The 18,419-nt window shown below is 70.9% G+C and carries 2 protein-coding genes; both read left to right on the forward strand.

Annotation, left to right across the window (positions count from 1 at the left end; genetic code table 11):
* The first annotated feature begins 8 nt into the window (after positions 1-8).
* Positions 9-14,249, forward strand: a complete 14,241-nt coding sequence (locus HV824_RS02420; protein ID WP_176422573.1) for a non-ribosomal peptide synthetase — start codon at positions 9-11, stop codon at positions 14,247-14,249.
* The gene (locus tag HV824_RS02425) at positions 14,242-18,402 is read left to right on the forward strand and encodes an amino acid adenylation domain-containing protein (protein WP_176415180.1); all 4,161 of its coding nucleotides are present in this window, start codon (positions 14,242-14,244) and stop codon (positions 18,400-18,402) included. Before HV824_RS02420 ends, HV824_RS02425 begins: the two co-directional genes overlap by 8 nt.
* Positions 18,403-18,419: the final 17 nt, after the last annotated feature.

Genomic DNA, 18,419 nt, shown 5'->3' on the forward strand with positions numbered 1-18,419 from the left:
ACTCAGACATGAGCGCTGAATCCTTTGTCTTTCCTGTCTCCTTCGCACAGCAGCGGCTGTGGTTCCTCCACCTGATGCAGCCGGAGAACCCGAGCTACCACATCGCTGGCGCGGTCCGGCTGGGAGGCACGCTTGACACGGCCGCGCTCCAGCGCGCCTTCGACGTCCTGGTGGAACGGCACGAATCGCTCCGCACCACCTTCGCGCAGGAGGAGGGCCAGCCGGTCCAGGTCGTCGCGCCCGAAGGCACCGCGTCCTTCGCCGTCACTGACCTGTCATCACTGCCCCCGGCCGGGCGGGAGGCGGAAGCACGGCGGCTGGCCACCGAGGAGATTCGCCAGCCCTTCGACTTGATGAAGGGCCCGCTGCTGCGCACGCGGCTGCTGCGGCTGGCGGACACCGACCATGGCCTGGTGCTGACGATGCACCACATCATCTCGGACGGTGCGTCGCTGGGCATCCTCATCCACGAGATGACGCAGCTCTACGGCGCGTTCATCGCCCAGCGCGAGCCGAAGCTGCCCGAGCTGCCCATCCAGTACGCGGACTTCGCCGAGTGGCAGCGCGAGTGGATGGCGACGGAGGGCGCGCTCGACGCGCACGTGACGTACTGGAAGCAGCAGCTCGCGGGCGCCCCCGTGTTGCAGCTCCCCACGGACCGTCCACGCCCGGCCATCCAGACGCAGCGCGGAGACGCCCTGCCCCTGCACCTGCCGACGGCGCTGGTGAAGGCGCTCCAGCAGGTGGGCCAGCGTGAGAACGCCACCCTCTTCATGACGGTGCTGGCCGCGTTCCAGGCCTTGCTGTCGCGCTACACGCACCAGACGGACATCCTGGTCGGCGCGCCGCAGAACAGCCGCAACCGGGTCCAGACGGAGGGCCTCATCGGCTTCTTCGTCAACACGCTGGTGCTGCGCGCGGACCTGTCCGGCAACCCGTCCTTCCGCGAGCTGCTCCAGCGCGTGCGGGAGGCGACGCTGGGCGCGTATGCGCACCAGGACATCCCGTTCGAGAAGCTGGTGGAGGCGGTGCAGCCCGCCCGCAACCTGGCCTACACGCCGCTGTTCCAGGCCGCGTTCAACTTCCAGGGCATGGCGGGCCAGGCGCTGGCCCTGCCCGGCGTCACCATCCAGCCACTGGACCTGCAACCGGGGACGTCGAAGTTCGACGTGACGCTGGACCTCCAGGAGACCGCGGACGGCCTGCGGGGCTTCGTCGAGTACAACAGCGACCTCTTCGACCGCGCGACCCTGGAGCGCTTCGTGGGGCACTTCCAGACGCTGCTCGCGGGAGTCGCGGCCAACGCGGAGCTGCGCCTGGACGCGCTGCCGCTGCTCACGTCGCCCGAGCGGCATCAGCTCCTCGAGGTCTGGCCCGCGCTGAAGTCCTTCCCGGGCTCGGACACGCTGCACGGCCGCTTCGAGGCCCAGGTGCGCCAGCGCCCCGACGCCATCGCCGTGGTCGCCGACGGAGAGCGCCTCACCTACGCGGAGCTGGACCTTCGGGCCAACCAGTTGGCCCATGCGCTGACTTCGCGCGGCGTCCAGCCCGAGGGGTTGGTGGGCCTCTGCGTGGAGCGCTCCCTGGCCACGGTGGTGGGCATCCTCGGCATCCTGAAGGCGGGCGCCGCCTACGTGCCGCTCGACCCGACCTATCCCGCGGACCGGCTGGCCTTCATGGTGGCGGACAGCCGGATGTCGCTGGTGGTGACGCAGCGGCCCCTCATCGAGCGGCTGCCCGCCGAGGGCGCGGCGCTGCTCATCCTGGATGAAGCCGCCGAGGAGCTCGCGCGGCAGCCTGCCCACGCCCCTGGACTCGCGACGACGCGGGAGCAGCTCGCGTACGTCATCTACACCTCGGGCTCCACCGGCCTGCCGAAGGGCTCCCTGCTCCCGCACGGCAACGTGATGCGCCTGTTCGAGGCGACGGAGCACTGGTTCCACTTCAACGAGCACGACGCGTGGACGCTGTTCCACTCGTACGCGTTCGACTTCTCCGTCTGGGAGCTCTGGGGCGCCCTGCTCCACGGCGGCCGGGTGGTGGTGGTGCCGTATCTCGTCTCGCGCTCGCCCGATGCCTTCTTCCGGCTGCTGAGCGATGAGCGCGTCACGGTGCTGAACCAGACGCCCGCGGCCTTCCGTCAGCTCATCCAGGCCGAGGAGCGCCTGGGCGCGGAGGCGCCGCCCCTGTCGCTGCGCTACGTCGTCTTCGGCGGCGAGGCCCTGGAGCCGGCCACCCTGGTGCCCTGGTTCCGCAAGCACGGGGACGCCCAGCCTCGGCTCATCAACATGTACGGCATCACCGAGACGACAGTGCACGTCACCTACCGTCCCATGGACGCCGCCGAGGCGGAGCGCACGCAGCAGAGCCCCATTGGCGTCGCGATTCCCGACCTCCAGCTCTACGTGCTGGACGCGCGGCTGGAGCCAGCGCCCATTGGCGTGGCGGGTGAAATCTTCGTCGGCGGCGCGGGCCTCGCCCGTGGCTACCTGGGCCGGCCGCAGCTCACGGCGGAGCGCTTCGTCCCCCACCCGTTCAGCCGCGAGCCCGGTGCCCGGCTCTACCGCACGGGCGACCTGGCGCGCTTCACCGCGGACGGGCAGCTCGAGTACCTGGGCCGCATCGACCACCAGGTGAAGATTCGCGGCTTCCGCATCGAGCTGGGCGAAATCCAGACGGTGCTCAGCCTGCACCCGGCGGTGCGCGAGGCGCTGGTGCTCGTGCGTGAGAGCTCGCCCGGAAACAAGTCCCTGGTGGCCTACGTCGCGACGTCCGAGCAGCCTCCGCCCAGCGTCAACGAGCTGCGCCAGCACCTGCTCGGCAAGCTGCCGGACTACATGGTCCCCAGCGCCTTCGTGATGCTGGAGCGCTTCCCGCTCACGGCGAACGGCAAGGTGGACCGCAAGGCCCTGCCGGAGCCCGACGGCGCGCGCGCGGACCTGGCTGGCCAGTACGCCGCGCCCCGGACGAAGGTGGAGGAGGCCCTCTGCGCCATCTGGGCGCAGGTGCTGGAGGTCCCGCGCGTGGGCATCCACGACAACTTCTTCGCGCTGGGTGGCGACTCCATCCTGAGCATCCAGGTGCTCACGCTGGCGCAGAAGCAGGACATCTGCTTCTCGTTGCAGCAGCTCTTCCAGCACCAGACGGTGGCGGAGCTGGCGGAGGCCGCGGGGGAGGCGGAGCCGGCGCGTGAGGTCTTCCCGCGCACCGAGCCCTTCAGCCTCATCTCCGCCGAGGACCGGGCGAAGGTGCCCGCGAGCGTGGAGGACGCCTACCCGCTGGCCCGCATCCAGGCCGGCATGCTCTTCCACATGGAGCTGGCGCCCACCTCGAACATCTACCACAACACCGACAGCTTCCATCTGCGACTGAAGGCGCCGTTCGACGCCGCGCGCTTCGTGGAGGCCGTGCAGGTGGTGACGGCGCGTCAGCCCGTGCTGCGCACGGCGTTCGACATGACGTCGTACAGCGAGCCGTTGCAGTTGGTGCACCGCGAGGCCCACCTCTCCGTCGAGGTCACCGACGTCCGCCACCTGTCCACCGACGCGCAGGACGCCGAGGTCCGCAAGCTGCTGGAGGACGAGAAGCAGCGACACTTCGACCTCGCGTGCCCTCCGCTGCTGCGCTTCTTCGTGCACGTCCGTGGGGAACGGGACTTCCAGTTCACGCTCACGGAGTGCCACGCCATCATCGACGGCTGGAGTCTCCACTCCACGCTGGTGGAGATGTTCAACCACTACTACGCGCTGGTGAACCACCAGGAGCCGCCGCGCTTCGAGCCGCTGAGCATCACCTACCGCGACTTCGTGGCCATGGAGCGGCAGGCCCTCGCGTCCGAGGACCACCAGCGCTACTGGCGCGAGCTGCTGGAGGACGGACAGGTCATGCGCGTTCCGCGCTGGCGCCGTCCGCTGGCGGAGGGTGAGCCGCGCATCGCCACGGTGAAGGTGCCCATCGCTCCCGAGGTGGGAGCGGGCCTGAATGCCCTGACGCGCAGCGCGGGCGTGCCCTTCAAGAGCATCCTGCTCGCGTCGCACCTCAAGGTGATGAGCGTGCTGAGCGGCCAGGAGGACGTCATCACCGGCACGGGCGTCAACAGCCGCCCCGAGGAAGGCGATGGCTCGAAGCTGCGCGGCATCTTCCTCAACACGGTGCCCTTCCGCCTGAAGCTGGCCCCGGGCAGTTGGCTCTCACTGGTCCGCGCCGCCTTCGACGCGGAGCGAGGGCTCTACCCGTACCGCCGCTACCCCATGGCGGAGATTCAGCGGCAGTGGGGCCGCGAGACGCTCTACGAAGTCATGTTCAACTACATGCACTTCCACGTCCTCCACGACATCGCGGGCACGCTCGCGGAGCTGGAGGCGCTGAGCACCATCCGCTCCGAGGGCACCAACGTCACCCTCGCCGTCCACTTCCAGACCGAGCCCCACACGCAGGAGCTCACGCTGGAGCTGGACTACAACGCCGTCGAGCTGGAGCACGCCCAGGTGGAGCAGATTGGCGCGTGCTTCGCGCGCGTCCTCCACGCGCTGGCCTTCGAGTCCGACGCCCCGCACCACACCTCCAGCCCGCTGCCCGCCGACGTACAGCGCCGGATGCTCGTGGAGTGGAACGACACCGCCGCCGCGCTGCCCGTGGAGCCCACGTTCCAGGCGCTCTTCGAGGCTCGCGCCGCCGCCACGCCGGACGCGCTCGCCGTGGTCGATGGCGAGCGGACGATGACGTACAGCGAGCTGGACATGCGCGCCAATCAGCTCGCGCATCAGTTGCTGTCGCTGGGCGCGGGCCCGGAGCGCGTGGTGGCGCTGGGAGTGGACCGTTCCATCGAGCTGGTCATCAGCATCCTGGCCACGCTCAAGGCCGGCGCGGCCTACCTGCCGTTGGACCCGAGCTATCCCGCCGAGCGGCTGGCGTACATGCTGTCCGACTCGCGCGCCGTGGTGCTGCTCACCACGCAGGCGCATGAGGCCACCTTCGCGGCCTCCAGCGTGCCCCGGCTCCTGGTGGAGCAGGAAGCGGCCCGGCTGGCGACGTTGCCCTCGGGTGCACCGGCCGCGACCGCCTCCGGCGACTCGCTGGCCTACGTCATCTACACCTCGGGCTCCACGGGCCTGCCCAAGGGCACGCTGCTCACGCAGCGCGGCCTGCTCAACTACCTGACGTGGGCTCAGGACGCCTACGCGGTGAAGCCGGGCCAGGGCTCGCTGGTCCACACATCCATCGCGTTCGACGCCACCATCACCAGCCTCCTCACGCCGCTGCTCGCCGGAGCGACCGTCCACCTGGTGCCTTCGGGGCGCGAGGTGGAAGCGCTCGCGCTCGCGCTTCAGCAGCCGCGAGGGCATGACATGGTCAAGCTCACGCCGGCCCACCTCCAGGTGCTGTCCGGGCTGATGGCGCCAGAGGCCCTGGCGAAGCTGACCGGCACCTTCGTCGTGGGTGGCGAGGCCCTGCCGCCCTCCACCGTGGCCTTCTGGCGCAAGCACGCGCCCCAGGTCCGGCTCATCAACGAGTACGGCCCCACGGAGACGGTGGTCGGCTGCTCCATCCACGACGTCAGCGCGGGCGAGTTGCCCGGCGGCATCGTCCCCATCGGCCGGCCCATCGCCAACACGGCGCTCTACGTGCTGGACGCGCGCATGCAGCCGGTGCCGGTGGGCGTCTCGGGCGAGCTCTACATCGGCGGCACCGGCGTGGCGCGCGGCTACCTGGGCCGCCCTGCCCTCACCGCCGAGCGCTTCGTGCCGGATCCGTTCAGCCAGCAGCCGGGACAGCGCCTCTACCGCACGGGCGACCAGGCCCGCTTCCTGCCGGACGGCACGCTGGAGTTCCTGGGCCGCCGCGACGGGCAGGTGAAGCTGCGCGGCTACCGCATCGAGCTGGGCGAAATCGAAGCCACCGTTCGTCAGCACGCGTCCGTGCGGGACGCGGTCGTCCTCGTGCGCGAGGACGTCCCCGGCGACCAGCGGCTGGCCGCCTACGTCATCCCGCACGAGGGCACGGCGGTGGATACGGCCGGCCTGCGCGCCTTCCTCCAGCAGCGGCTGCCCGAGCACATGGTGCCCGCCGCCTTGGTCGCGCTGGAGGCCCTGCCGCTCACGGCCAACGGCAAGGTGGACCGCAAGGCCCTCCCCGTACCCGACGGCCTGCTGTCCTCCGAGTCACACGCGGCGCCGCGAAACGGCACCGAGGAGCTGATGGCCAGCATCTGGTCGGACGTGCTGCGCACGAACCGGGCGGGCATCCACGACCACTTCTTCGACCTGGGTGGCCACTCGCTGCTGGCCACGCGCGTGGTGTCGCGGATTCGCGAGGCCTTCGGCGTGGAGCTGCCCATCGCGGCGCTCTTCGAGGCGCCCACCATCGCCACGCTGTCGGAGCGCGTCCAGGTCCTCCAGGCCCAGCAGGCCGGTGAAGCGCCGCCCCCGCCGCTCGTGCCCTCCTCCCGCGAGGGCGAGCTGCCCCTGTCCTTCGCGCAGCAGCGCCTCTGGTTCCTGTACCAGATGGAGCCGGACAGCCCCTTCTACAACATGCCCGCCGTCATCCGGCTGACGGGCGCGTTGAATCCAGACACCGTGCAGCGCTGCCTGGAGGCGATCATCCGCCGCCACGAGTCGCTGCGCACGACGTTCCGGATGAATGGCCAGACGCCTGTCCAGGTCATCCACCCGCCCGCGGCGCCGAAGGTGGAGACCGCCGACCTGCGCGGCCTTCCGCCCGAGCGCCGTGAAGTCGAAGCGCGCCGCCTGTCCGATGAGGAGGCCCGCCGTCCCTTTGACCTGACGCGCGGCCCGCTCTGCCGGATTGGGCTCATCCAGTTGGATGACCAGGAGCACCTGCTGCTGCTGACGCTGCACCACATCATCGCGGACGGCTGGTCCCTGTCCGTGCTCGTCCGCGAGGTCGCCGAGCTCTATGGCGCCCTGTCCGCGGGCCAGCCGCCGCCGCTGGCCGCCCTGCCTGTCCAGTACGCGGACTACGCGCGGTGGCAGCGGGAGTGGCTGTCCGGCCCCGTGCTGGAACGGCAGCTCGACTACTGGAAGCAGCGGCTCACCGGGGCTCCGCCCCATCTGGACCTCCCCACGGACCGTCCACGGCCTCCAGTGCAGAGCTTCCGCGGCGCCACGCAGCGGGGCGTGCTGCTGCCCGTGGAGGCGGCCAAGTCGTTGCAGGCGCTCTGCCGGAAGGAGAGCGTCACCCCGTTCATGGCGGTGATGGCGGCCTTCCAGACGCTGATGCACCGCTACACCGGCGAGACGGACATCGTCGTCGGCACGGACATCGCCAACCGCAACCGCTCTGGCACCGAAGGGCTCATCGGCTTCTTCATCAACCAGCTCGTCATGCGTGGCGACCTGAGCGGGGACCCCAGCTTCCGCGCGCTGCTGGCGCAGACGCGGCGGGTGGCGCTGGATGCCTACGCCCACCAGGACCTCCCCTTCGAGGAGTTGGTGAAGGCGCTCAACCCGGAGCGCGACCTCAGCTACTCGCCGCTGTTCCAGGTGAAGATCATCCTCCAGAACGCGCCGTCCTCCGACCTCCACCTGGACGGGCTGACGCTGCGCGAGGAGACCAGCACCACCGGCGCCGCCAAGTTCGACATGACGTGGGTGGCCACGGAGACGGAGCAGGGCCTGGAGTGCCTGTGCGAGTACAGCACCGACCTGTTCGACGCGGCCACCATCGACCGGATGATGGGCAACCTGCGTGAGCTGCTCCTGGGCGCCCTGGCCGCTCCAGAAGCGCGCGTCTCGCGACTCCCGCTGCTGTCCCAGCCGGAGCGTCAGCAGTCGCTGCTGGCGTGGAACGACACCGCCACGCCCCGAAGCCCGGGCCTCTGCGCGCATCACCTCTTCGAGCAGCAGGCGGCACGGACGCCAGACGCGGTGGCGGTGTCCTTCGAGGGACAGCAGCTCACGTACCGCGAACTGGACGCGCGGGCGAACCAGCTCGCCTGGCACCTGAAGACGTCCGGCGTGGGGCCCGAGGTCCGCGTGGGCCTGTGCGTGGACCGCTCGCTGGAGCTGGTAGTCGGTATCCTCGGCATCCTCAAGGCCGGAGGCGCGTGGCTGCCGCTGGACCCGTCCTATCCGGTGGAGCGGCTGACGCTGATGATGCGTGACGCGGCCATCCCGGTGCTCGTCACGCAGGAGCACCTGGCGGATGAGCTCCCCGCGCTCGGGTTGCTGGTCTGCCTGGACACGGACTGGCCGCTCATCGCCAGCCAGCCGCGAACGTCGCCCGCGGTGGAGATGTCCGAGGACAACCTCGCGTACATCATCTTCACGTCGGGCTCGACGGGGCGGCCCAAGGGCACGCTGCTGCCCCACCGGGGCCTGTGCAACACGGCGCTGGCCGCCATCCAGGCCCACCGCGTCCACGAGAAGAGCCGCGTGCTGCAGTTCGCCGCCTTCGGCTTCGACGCGTCGGTGTGTGAGGTGTTCTCCACGCTGCTCGCGGGCGCACAGCTCTGCCTCGCGCCCCGGGACGCCATCATGCCCGGCGCGCCGCTCCAGGGACTGCTGGCCGCGCAGGAGATCACGGGCGTCACGCTGACGCCGTCGGTATTGGCGCAGTTGGAGCCGGAGGCGTTGCCGAAGCTGGAGTCCGTCGTCTCCGCGGGCGAGGCCTGCTCGCCGGAGCTGGCGCGCCGGTGGCTGAAGTCCCGACGCTTCATCAACGCCTACGGCCCCACCGAGGCGACCATCTGCGCGTCGGTGGACGAGGCCGTGGACCCCGACCGGCTGGGCATCGGCCGCGCGTGGGCCAACGTCCGGCTCTACGTGCTGGATGGCCACTTGCAGCCGGTGCCCGTGGGCGTGCCGGGTGAGCTGTTCATCGGCGGCGTGGGCGTCGCGCGCGGCTACCTGGGCCGGCCGGACCTGAGCGCCGAGCGCTTCGTGCCGGACCCGTTCGCGGTGGAGCCCGGAGGACGGCTGTACCGGACGGGAGACCGGGTGCGCTGGCTGGCCGAAGGGCGGCTGGAGTTCCTGGGCCGCCTGGACCACCAGGTGAAGCTGCGCGGCTTCCGCATCGAGCTGGGCGAAATCGAAGCGGCGCTGGCCGGGCACCCGGAGGTACAGGACGCCGCGGTGCTGGTGCGGGAGGAGACCCCGGGCCGCAAGCAACTGGTGGCCTACGTCGTCGCCGACGATGTGGAGCAGCCGCCCGAGCAGGACGCCCTGCGCCGGGCCCTGGAGTCGCGCCTGCCCGAGTACATGGTGCCGTCCGCCTTCATCATGCTGAAGGCCATGCCGCTGACGGCCAGCGGCAAGGTGGACCGCGAGGCCCTGCCCTCGCTGGCGCAGGAGCACGTGAAGCGCGAGCACGTCCACGTCGCGCCTCGCGACCCGGTGGAGCAGGCGCTGGCGGACATCTGGGCGAAGGTGCTGTCCCGCGAGCGCGTCAGCATCCACGACAACTTCTTCGAGCTGGGTGGCGACTCCATCGTCAGCATCCAGGTCATCGCGCGGGCGCTGGAGGCCGGGCTGCACATCAGCCCGCGACAGTTCTTCCAGTACCAGACCATCGCCGCCCTGGCCCCGCATGTGGGTCAGGCCCAGGTCGTGGAGAGCGAGCAAGGCCCCGTGACGGGCGCCGTCCCGCTCACGCCCATCCAGCACTGGTTCTTCGAGTGGCGGCTCCCGCACCTCCATCACTACAACCAGTCGCTGCTGCTGGGCCTGCGTCAGCCCGTCGCCGCGGCCGTGCTCCAGGACGCGCTGCGGGCCCTGGTCGCGCACCACGACGCGCTCCGCCTGCGCTTCGAGCGGACCGCCGACGGCTGGCGTCAGGAGAGCCTGGGGCTCGACAGCACCGTGACGCTGCGCGAGGTTGACCTGTCCGGCCTGGACGAGGCCGCGCAGCGCGCCGCCTTGGAGGAAGAGGGCCTGCGTGCCCAGTCGGGCTTCCGGCTGGACGAGGCGCCGCTGGTGGTGGCCGTGCGCTTCCACCTGGGGCCCCAGCGTGGCGACCGGCTGCTGCTCGGCATCCACCACCTCGCGGTGGACGCCGTGTCCTGGCGTGTCCTGCTCATGGACCTGGAGACGGCGTGTCAGCAGCTCAGCCAGGGGCAGCCGGTGGCGCTGCCTCCGAAGACGACGTCCTTCCAGGAATGGGCGCGTCGCCTGGAGTCCTTCGCGGCCAGCGAGGAGCTGGAACACGAAGCCGACTCCTGGCTGAGCCAGGGTGAAGACACGGCGCCGCTCCCCGTAGACACCGCGGACGGCGACAACACCCTGGCGTCCGCGCGCACGCTGACGGTGGCGCTGGAGGTCGAGGAGACCCGGCTGCTGCTTCAGGAGGTGCCGACGGCCTGGCGCGCCCGCATCGACGAGGTGCTGCTGACGGCGCTCGCGCAGGCCCTCTCCACCTGGACGGGACAGCGCCGGCTGCGCGTCCAGTTGGAAGGCCATGGCCGCGAGGACCTGTTCGACGGCGTGGACCTGAGCCGCACCGTGGGCTGGTTCACCAGCGCCTACCCGGTGACGCTGGAGCTGCCTCGGGATGGCAGCGTAGGTGACGAGCTCCGCGCCGTACGTGATTCGCTGCGGCGGGTGCCGCGCAAGGGCCTGGGTTATGGCCTCGTGCGCTACCTGCGCCAGGACGAGCGAGGCTCCCGGCTCCGTGCGCAGCCGGAGGCGGCGGTGGCCTTCAACTACCTGGGCCAGCTCGACTCGGCGTTGCCCACCTCGTCGCTGCTGGCGCCCGCGGACGAGTCCTTCGGCGCGCAGCAAGGGGCGCTCGGCCAGCGGCGGCAGGTGCTGGAGGTGAATGCCCACGTCTTCGGAGGCAAGCTGGAGGTGTCCTTCACCTACAGCGAGGCGCTGCACCAGCGCACCACGGTGGGCGCGCTGGCGCAGGGCTACCTCCGCGCGCTCCGGGCCCTGGTGGACCAGCGGCGCGGCGAGGACGCGGCGCGGTTCTCGCCGGTGGACTTCCCGCTGGCGAAGGTGACGCAGGCCACGCTGAACGACCTGATGCGGTCGCACCCGGGCATGGAGGACCTCTATCCGCTGTCGCCCATGCAGCAGGGCATGCTCTTCCACGCCATGCTCGACCCGGACTCGGGGATGTACTTCGAGCGCGCGGCGTGGACGCTGGACGCGGACCTGAACCGCGAGGCGCTGCGCGAGGCCTGGCAGCAGGTGATGGCGCGCTACCCCATCCTCCGCACCTGCTTCGTGGGTGAGGAGCTGGAAGCGCCGCTCCAGCTCGTGAACCGCAAGGCCGTGCTGCCGTGGGAAGAGCAGGACTGGAGCCACCTGTCCGAGCCGGAGCAGCAGACCCGGCTGTCGGCCTGGATGGACGCGGACCGGGCGCGGGGCTTCAACTTGAAGCGGGCCCCGCTGATGCGCGTGGGCGTCCTGCGCCTGGGCGTCCGGACGTGGCGTGTGGTGTGGAGCTTCCACCACTTGCTGCTCGACGGCTGGAGCGTGGGCCGCGTCCTCAACGAGATGCTGGCCCTCTACGACGCGCAGCTCCGCCAGCAGCCGCTGCGCCTGGAGCAGCCGCCGGTGTTCCGCGACTACATCGCCTGGCTCCAGAGCCGGGAGGTTTCGCAGGCGGAGTCCTGGTGGAAGCAGGCGCTGCAAGGCTTCGGAGAGCCCACGCCCCTCCCCGGTGAGACGGGGGGGCAGGCGCGCACCGCGCCGCAGGTCATGGGCGAGCGCAAGGTCCACCTGTCCGCCGAGCTGACGGAGCAGCTCCGCGCCTTCTCGCGGCGGCACCAGGTGACGCTCAGCACGCTGGTCCAGGCGGCCTGGGCGCTGGTGCTCGGACGTCACGCGGGACAGGACGACGTCGTCTTCGGCGTCACCGTCGCGGGCCGTCCGCCGGAGCTGCCGGGCGTGGAGCAGATGGTGGGCCTGTTCATCAACACGCTGCCGGCCCGCGTGTCGCTGCCGGCCCAAAGCAAGGTGGTGGACTGGCTGAAGGCGCTCCAGGCGTGGCAGGTGGAGCGGGCGCCGTTCGAGTACGCGCCGCTGGTCAAGGTCCAGGGCTGGAGCCCCGTGCCGCGTGGCACCCCGCTCTTCGAGAGCCTCGTCGTCTTCGAGAACTACCCCGTGGAGGACTCGGTGCGGCAGGGCGCGGGCGCGCTGGAGGTGCGCGACGTCACCGCCCAGGAGCGCACCAACTATCCGCTGACGCTCTCCGCCCACGCGGACAAGGAGCTGATGCTGAACCTGGACTTCGAGTCCCCGCGCCTCGGCGCGGAGGCCATGGCGCGGCTGCTGGAGCAGCTCCAGACGGTCCTGGTGGGCATCCTCGGCGCGGAGGACCAGCACCTGTGGGAGCTGTCGCTGCTCACGCGGGAGGCCCGTCGTGAGGTGCTGGTCGACTGGAACGACACGCACGTCCCCGGGCTGGGCGCCTGCCTGCACGAGCTCTTCGAGGCGCAGGTCCAGCGGACGCCGGACGCGGTCGCCGTGGTCGCGCCGGAGGCGGGCTCGCTCACGTACGGGCAGCTCGACGCGAAGGCGAACCAGCTCGCGCACCACCTGCGCGCCCGGGGCATTGGCCCCGAGGTGCTGGTGGGCGTGTGCCTGGAGCGGACGCCGGAGCTGCTGGTGGCGCTGCTGGGCATCCTCAAGGCGGGCGGCGCCTACGTCCCGCTCGACCCCACCTACCCGGCCGAGCGACTGGCGCGTATGGCCTCCGAGGCCCGGCTCTCCCTGCTGCTCACCCAGCAATCCCTGGTGGAGACCTTCGTCAACCCCGAGGTTTCCCTCTACCTGCTGGACACGGAGGCACCAGCGCGCGCGGCCCTGCCCATTCAGGCTCCGACGCGGCTCACCACGCTGGACAGTCTGGCCTACGTCGTCTTCACCTCCGGCTCCACGGGCACGCCCAAGGGCGTGATGATTTCGCACCGGAGCTGGACCAACGCATACCTCGGCTGGGAGCGGAGCTACGGCCTGCGGGAGCACTGCCGTAGCCACCTGCAGATGGCCAGCTTCTCCTTCGACGTGTTCGCGGGGGACTTGTCCCGGGCGCTGTGCTCGGGCGGCAAGCTGGTGCTCTGCCCGCGGGAGTGGCTGCTCGAACCGCCCTACCTGCTCGCCTTGATGAAGGAGCAGGCCGTGGACTGCGCCGAGTTCGTCCCCGCCGTGCTGCGCGGGCTGCTCCAGCACCTGGAGGAGACGGGCCAGACGCTGGACTTCATGCGCGTCCTCGTGGCCGGCTCCGACGCCTGGTACGTGAATGAGTACCACCGCCTCCAGGCCGTCATCGGCGACGACACGCGGCTCATCAACTCGTATGGCGTCAGCGAGGCGACCATCGACAGCACCTGGTTCGAGAGCGGCGACCTGGGCCTGAGCGACACGCAGCTGGTCCCCATTGGCCGTCCCTTCGCCAACAACCGCCTCTACGTGCTGGACGCGCATCAGCAGCCGGTGCCCGCCGGCATCGCGGGTGAGCTCTTCATCGGCGGCGAGGGCGTGGCGCGCGGCTACTGCCACCGCCCCGACCTGAGCGCGGAGCGCTTCGTCCCCGACCCGTTCGCCACCGAGCCCGGCGCGCGGCTCTACCGCACGGGTGACAGGGCGCGGTACCTGCCGGGAGGCGACCTGGAGTTCCTCGGCCGGGCGGACACGCAGGTGAAGCTGCGCGGCTTCCGCGTCGAGCTGGGCGAAATCGAGTCCGCGCTGGGCAAGCACCCGGCCGTCCAGGGCGCGGTGGTGCTGCTGCGCGAGGACCCGGGGATGCCCCGCAGGCTCGTCGCCTACGTGGTGGGCTCGGACCTCAGCGACACGGCGGTGCTCCGTGAGCACCTGCGGGAGCGCCTGCCCGACTACATGGTGCCGGCCGTCTTCGTGCGCCTGGAGGCCATCCCCCTGAGCCCGAACGGCAAGGTGGACCGCAAGGCCTTCCCGGCGCCGGACGCGAACCAGCGCACGGGCGAGCAGTGTCTGGTCGAGCCCCGCTCGGAGACGGAGTCGAGCATGCTGACGCTCTGGAAGGACGTGCTGGGCCAGGCGTCGCTGGGCGTCACGGACGACTTCTTCGACGTGGGCGGGCACTCGCTGCTGGCCACGCAGATCATCTCGCGCACCAACGCGATGTTCCAGGTGACGCTGCCGCTGCGCGCCCTCTTCGAGCACCCCACCATCGCGGGGCTGGCGGAGCAGGTGGTGCTCGCGCAGTTGGAAGGCGTGGATGAGGCCGCGCTGGCCGCGGCCATGGAGGACGTCGGCGACCTGTCGGACGCGGACCTGGAGAAGCTCCTGGAGGGGACGAATGAGTGAGCTGCTCAAGAAGCTCGCGAACCTCTCCCCGGAGAAGCGCGAGGCGGTGCTCAAGAAGCTGCGGCAGCAGAACGTGGTCGCGGCGCCGAAGGAGGAGGCGCGCACGCCTGGAATCCCGCGCGCCTCACGCGAGCAGCCGCTGCCGCTCTCCTTCCCCCAGCGTCGGCTCTGGTTCCTGGACCAGTTCGAGCCAGGGACGCCCGCCTACAACATCCCGGAGTTCGTGCGCCTCACCGGGCCGCTCCACGTCCCCTCCCTGGAGCGCGCGCTGAACGAGGTCATCCGACGCCATGAGGCGCTGCGCACGACCTTCGTCGCGAAGGACGGCGAACCCCAGCAGCGCATCCTCCCGGAGCTGACGCTGTCGCTGGGCGTGCTGGACCTGAGCTACCTGCCAGCCACCAGGCGCGGGCCCCTGTGCGAGGAGCTGGCGCTCCAACTCGCGGGGACGTCCTTCGACCTCGCGGCGGGGCCCCTGCTCCACGCGAGGCTGGTGCGCATGGGCGACGAGGACCACGTCCTCCTGCTCGTCGTACACCACATCGTGTCGGACGGCTGGTCCACCGGCATCTTCGTCCAGGAGCTGACGGCGCTCTACGCCGCCTTCTCTCAGGACAAGCCGTCACCGCTGCCGGACCTCCCGCTCCAGTACGCGGACTTCGCGGCCTGGCAGCAGCAGTGGATGCAGGGCGACGTGCTGGCGGCGCAGCTCGACTACTGGCGGCGGCAGCTCGAAGGGAGCGACAGCGCGCTCAAGCTGCCCACCGACCGGCCGCGCCCGCGCGTGCGCACCTACGCGGGCGGCAAGCGGAGCTTCCAGGTGGACCCGGCGGTGGCCCAGCAACTGAAGGCGCTGGGGACGCAGGAGAAGGCGTCGCTCTACATGGTGCTGCTGGCGGCGCTCCAGACGCTGCTGCACCGCTACACGCGCGAGCCGCGCATCAGCGTCGGCACGTACATCGCGAACCGGAACCGGACGGAGGTGGAGCCCCTCATCGGCTTCTTCCTCAACACGCTCGTCATGCGCACGGGGCTCGAAGGCAACCCCACCTTCCGGGAGCTGCTGCGGCGCGTGGTGGACGTGACGCTGGGGGCCTACGGGCACCAGGACATCCCCTTCGAGAAGCTGCTGGAGGAGCTGGCGCCGTCGCGAGACACCAGCCACTCCCCTTTCTTCCAGGTGATGCTGGTGCTCCAGAACACGCCCACGCCGCCCGCCGAGCTGGGCGCGCTGCGGATGGAGTCCTTCAGCGTCTCGGGTGAAGCCTTCGCGCAGTTCGACCTGACGCTGTGGTTCTCCGAGGAGGCCGGTGGCCTGCAAGGCATCTGGGAATACAACCGGGACCTCTTCGACGCCTCCACCGTCGAGCGGATGGTCGCCCACTTCCAGACGCTGCTCGCGGGCATCGCCGCGAACCCGGCGCAGCGGCTCATCGAGCTGCCGGTGCTTCCGCCGAAGGAGCGTCAGCGCATCCTGCGCGACTGGAACCAGGCCCGGCTCGACGTGCCCCCGGGCACGTGCCTTCATCACCTCATCGAGGCGCACGCGGCGCGCACGCCTGACGCCATCGCCGTCACGGACCCCGAGCGCCGGCTCACCTACGCGCAGCTCAACGCGAAGGCCAACCAACTGGCGCACCACCTGCGCGCCGTGGGCGTGGGGCCCGAGCGAATCACCGGCGTCTTCCTGGACCGCTCCGTGGACATGGTGGTCGCGGTGCTCGCCGTGCTCAAGGCGGGCGGCGCCTACGTGCCGTTGGATCCGTCGTACCCACCGGAGCGCACGGCGCTGATGCTCGCGGACAGCCGGCCCGCGGTGCTCGTCACCCGCCAGGGCCTGGCGTCCCTCCTGTCCGCGCCGCTGCCGCCCGTGGTGGACATCGACACGGACGCGGAAGCCATCGCCGCGAGGCCCGCGACGACGCCCGAAGGCGGCGCGAGCCCCGAGCACCTCGCCTACGTCGTCTACACGTCAGGCTCCACGGGCCGCCCCAAGGGCGTGATGATTTCGCACCGGAGCTTCGCCAACGCCTACCTCGCCTGGGAGCGCGACTACCGGCTGCCCGAGCTGCGCGCCCACCTCCAGATGGCGAGCTTCTCCTTCGACGTGTTCTCCGGCGACCTCGCCCGGGCGCTCGGCGCGGGGAAGACGCTGGTCCTCTGCCCGCGTGAATGGCTGCTCGAGCCCGAGAAGCTCTACGGGCTGATGCAGCGCGAGCAGGTGGACAGCGGCGAGTTCGTCCCCGCCGTCGCCCGCCTGCTGATGGGGCACCTCCAGGAGCACCAGCTCCGGCTGGACTTCATGCGCCTGCTCATCGTCGGCTCCGACACCTGGGACATGCGCGAGTACCACCAGCTCCGCGGCCTGTGCGGCCCGGACACGCGGCTGGTGAGCTCCTACGGCCTGAGCGAAGCCACCATCGACAGCACGTACTTCGAGCAGCCGGAGCCCGCGCCCAGCGAGCAGATCGTCCCCATTGGCCGCCCCTTCGCCAACACGCAGATGTACCTGCTGGACAGCGCGATGCAGCCAGTGCCCATCGGCATTCCAGGGGAACTCTTCGTGGGCGGAGACGGGCTCGCGCGTGGCTACTGGGGCCAGGCGCACCTGACCGCCGAGCGCTTCGTGCCCAACCCCTTCAGCGCCACGCCGGGCGCGCGCCTGTACCGCACGGGCGACCTGGCCCGGTACACGGAGGACGGCACCCTCGCCTTCATCGGCCGCAACGACACGCAGGTGAAGCTTCGCGGCCACCGCATCGAGCTGGATGAAATCAAGGCGAAGCTGCTGGAGCACCCGGCGGTCCAGGCCGTGGAGCTGCTCGTCCACGAGGACGCGGGCAACAAGCAGCTCGTCACCTACCTCACGCTCACGGCGCCGGACGTGGCAACGGCCGAGGACTTGCGGCAGCACCTCAAGAAGCACCTGCCGCCGTACATGGTGCCCGCGGCCTTCGTCATCCTGTCGGCGTTCCCGTTGACGCCCAACGGCAAGGTGGACCGCAAGGCCCTGCCCGCGCCGGAGAGCGTCCGCCGCGACGCGCAGGACGGCTTCGTCGCCCCACGCGACGAGGTGGAGACCCGGCTCGCGGCCATCTGGGAGGAGCTGCTGGCGGTGCGCCCCATCGGCGCGCACGACAACTTCTTCGACCAGGGCGGCCATTCATTGCTGGCCGTCCGGCTGATGGTGCGCATCCGCGAGCAGTTCGGCCGAGCCCTTCCGCTGTCGGTCCTCTTCCAGAACCCCGCGCTGGAGCAGCTCGCCAAGGCGCTTCACGAAGAGGCGGCGCCCGCCCCGTGGTCGCCGCTGGTGACGCTCCAGCCGGGAGTAGGCCGCCCCGCCCTGTTCTGCGTCCCGGGTGCCGGCGGCAACGCCGTCTACCTCCGCGAGCTGGCCCAGGCGCTGGGCCCCACCCTGCCGGTGCATGCGTTCCAGGCACGCGGGCTGGATGGCCGCGCACAGCCGCACCGCTCCGTCGAGGAGATGGCCGCGTGCTACGTCGAGGCGCTCAAGCAGGTACAGCCTCAGGGGCCCTACCACCTGCTGGGCCACTCCTTCGGGAGCTGGGTCGCCTTCGAGATGGCGCAGCAGCTCCGGAAGCAGGGCGAGCCGATTGCCTTCCTGGGCATCCTCAACACCACCGTCCCGGTGAACGAGGCGCCGCCAAGCGAGGCGCCCCCGTTCGACGACGCGGACTGGATGGCCTCCGTCGCGAGCACGGCGGGCCGCCTCTATGGCGTGGACCTGGGCATCTCCGCCGAGACACTCCGGCCGCTGGCTCCCGAGGCGCGCCACGAGCACCTGACGCGCAGGCTGGTCCAAGCAGGCCTCCTCCCCGATGGCGCGGACAGCCAGCAGGTCCAGGGCTTCATCGAGGTCTACAAGGCCGCGTACGCGATTGACTACGTCCCCCGGGACACGCTCCCCGTCCCCGTCGCCCTCTTCCGGGCCCAGGAGCGGCACGAGGAAGACGGCATCGTCCCCGAGTCCTTCACGGACGACCCGAGCTGGGGCTGGGGCCACCACGCCTCCGCGGCCGTCACGCCCGTGACGGTGCCGGGAGACCACATGACGATGCTGGCCGCGCCTCACGTCCAGGTGCTGGCGGAGCACGTCCGCCAGGGCCTCCTCCGCGCCGGGGCCCTTCGATGACGGCGGCGCCGGCCTTC

The organism is Myxococcus sp. AM009 (genome assembly GCF_013372605.1).
In the GTDB taxonomy this organism is placed as follows: Bacteria; Myxococcota; Myxococcia; order Myxococcales; family Myxococcaceae; genus Myxococcus; species Myxococcus vastator.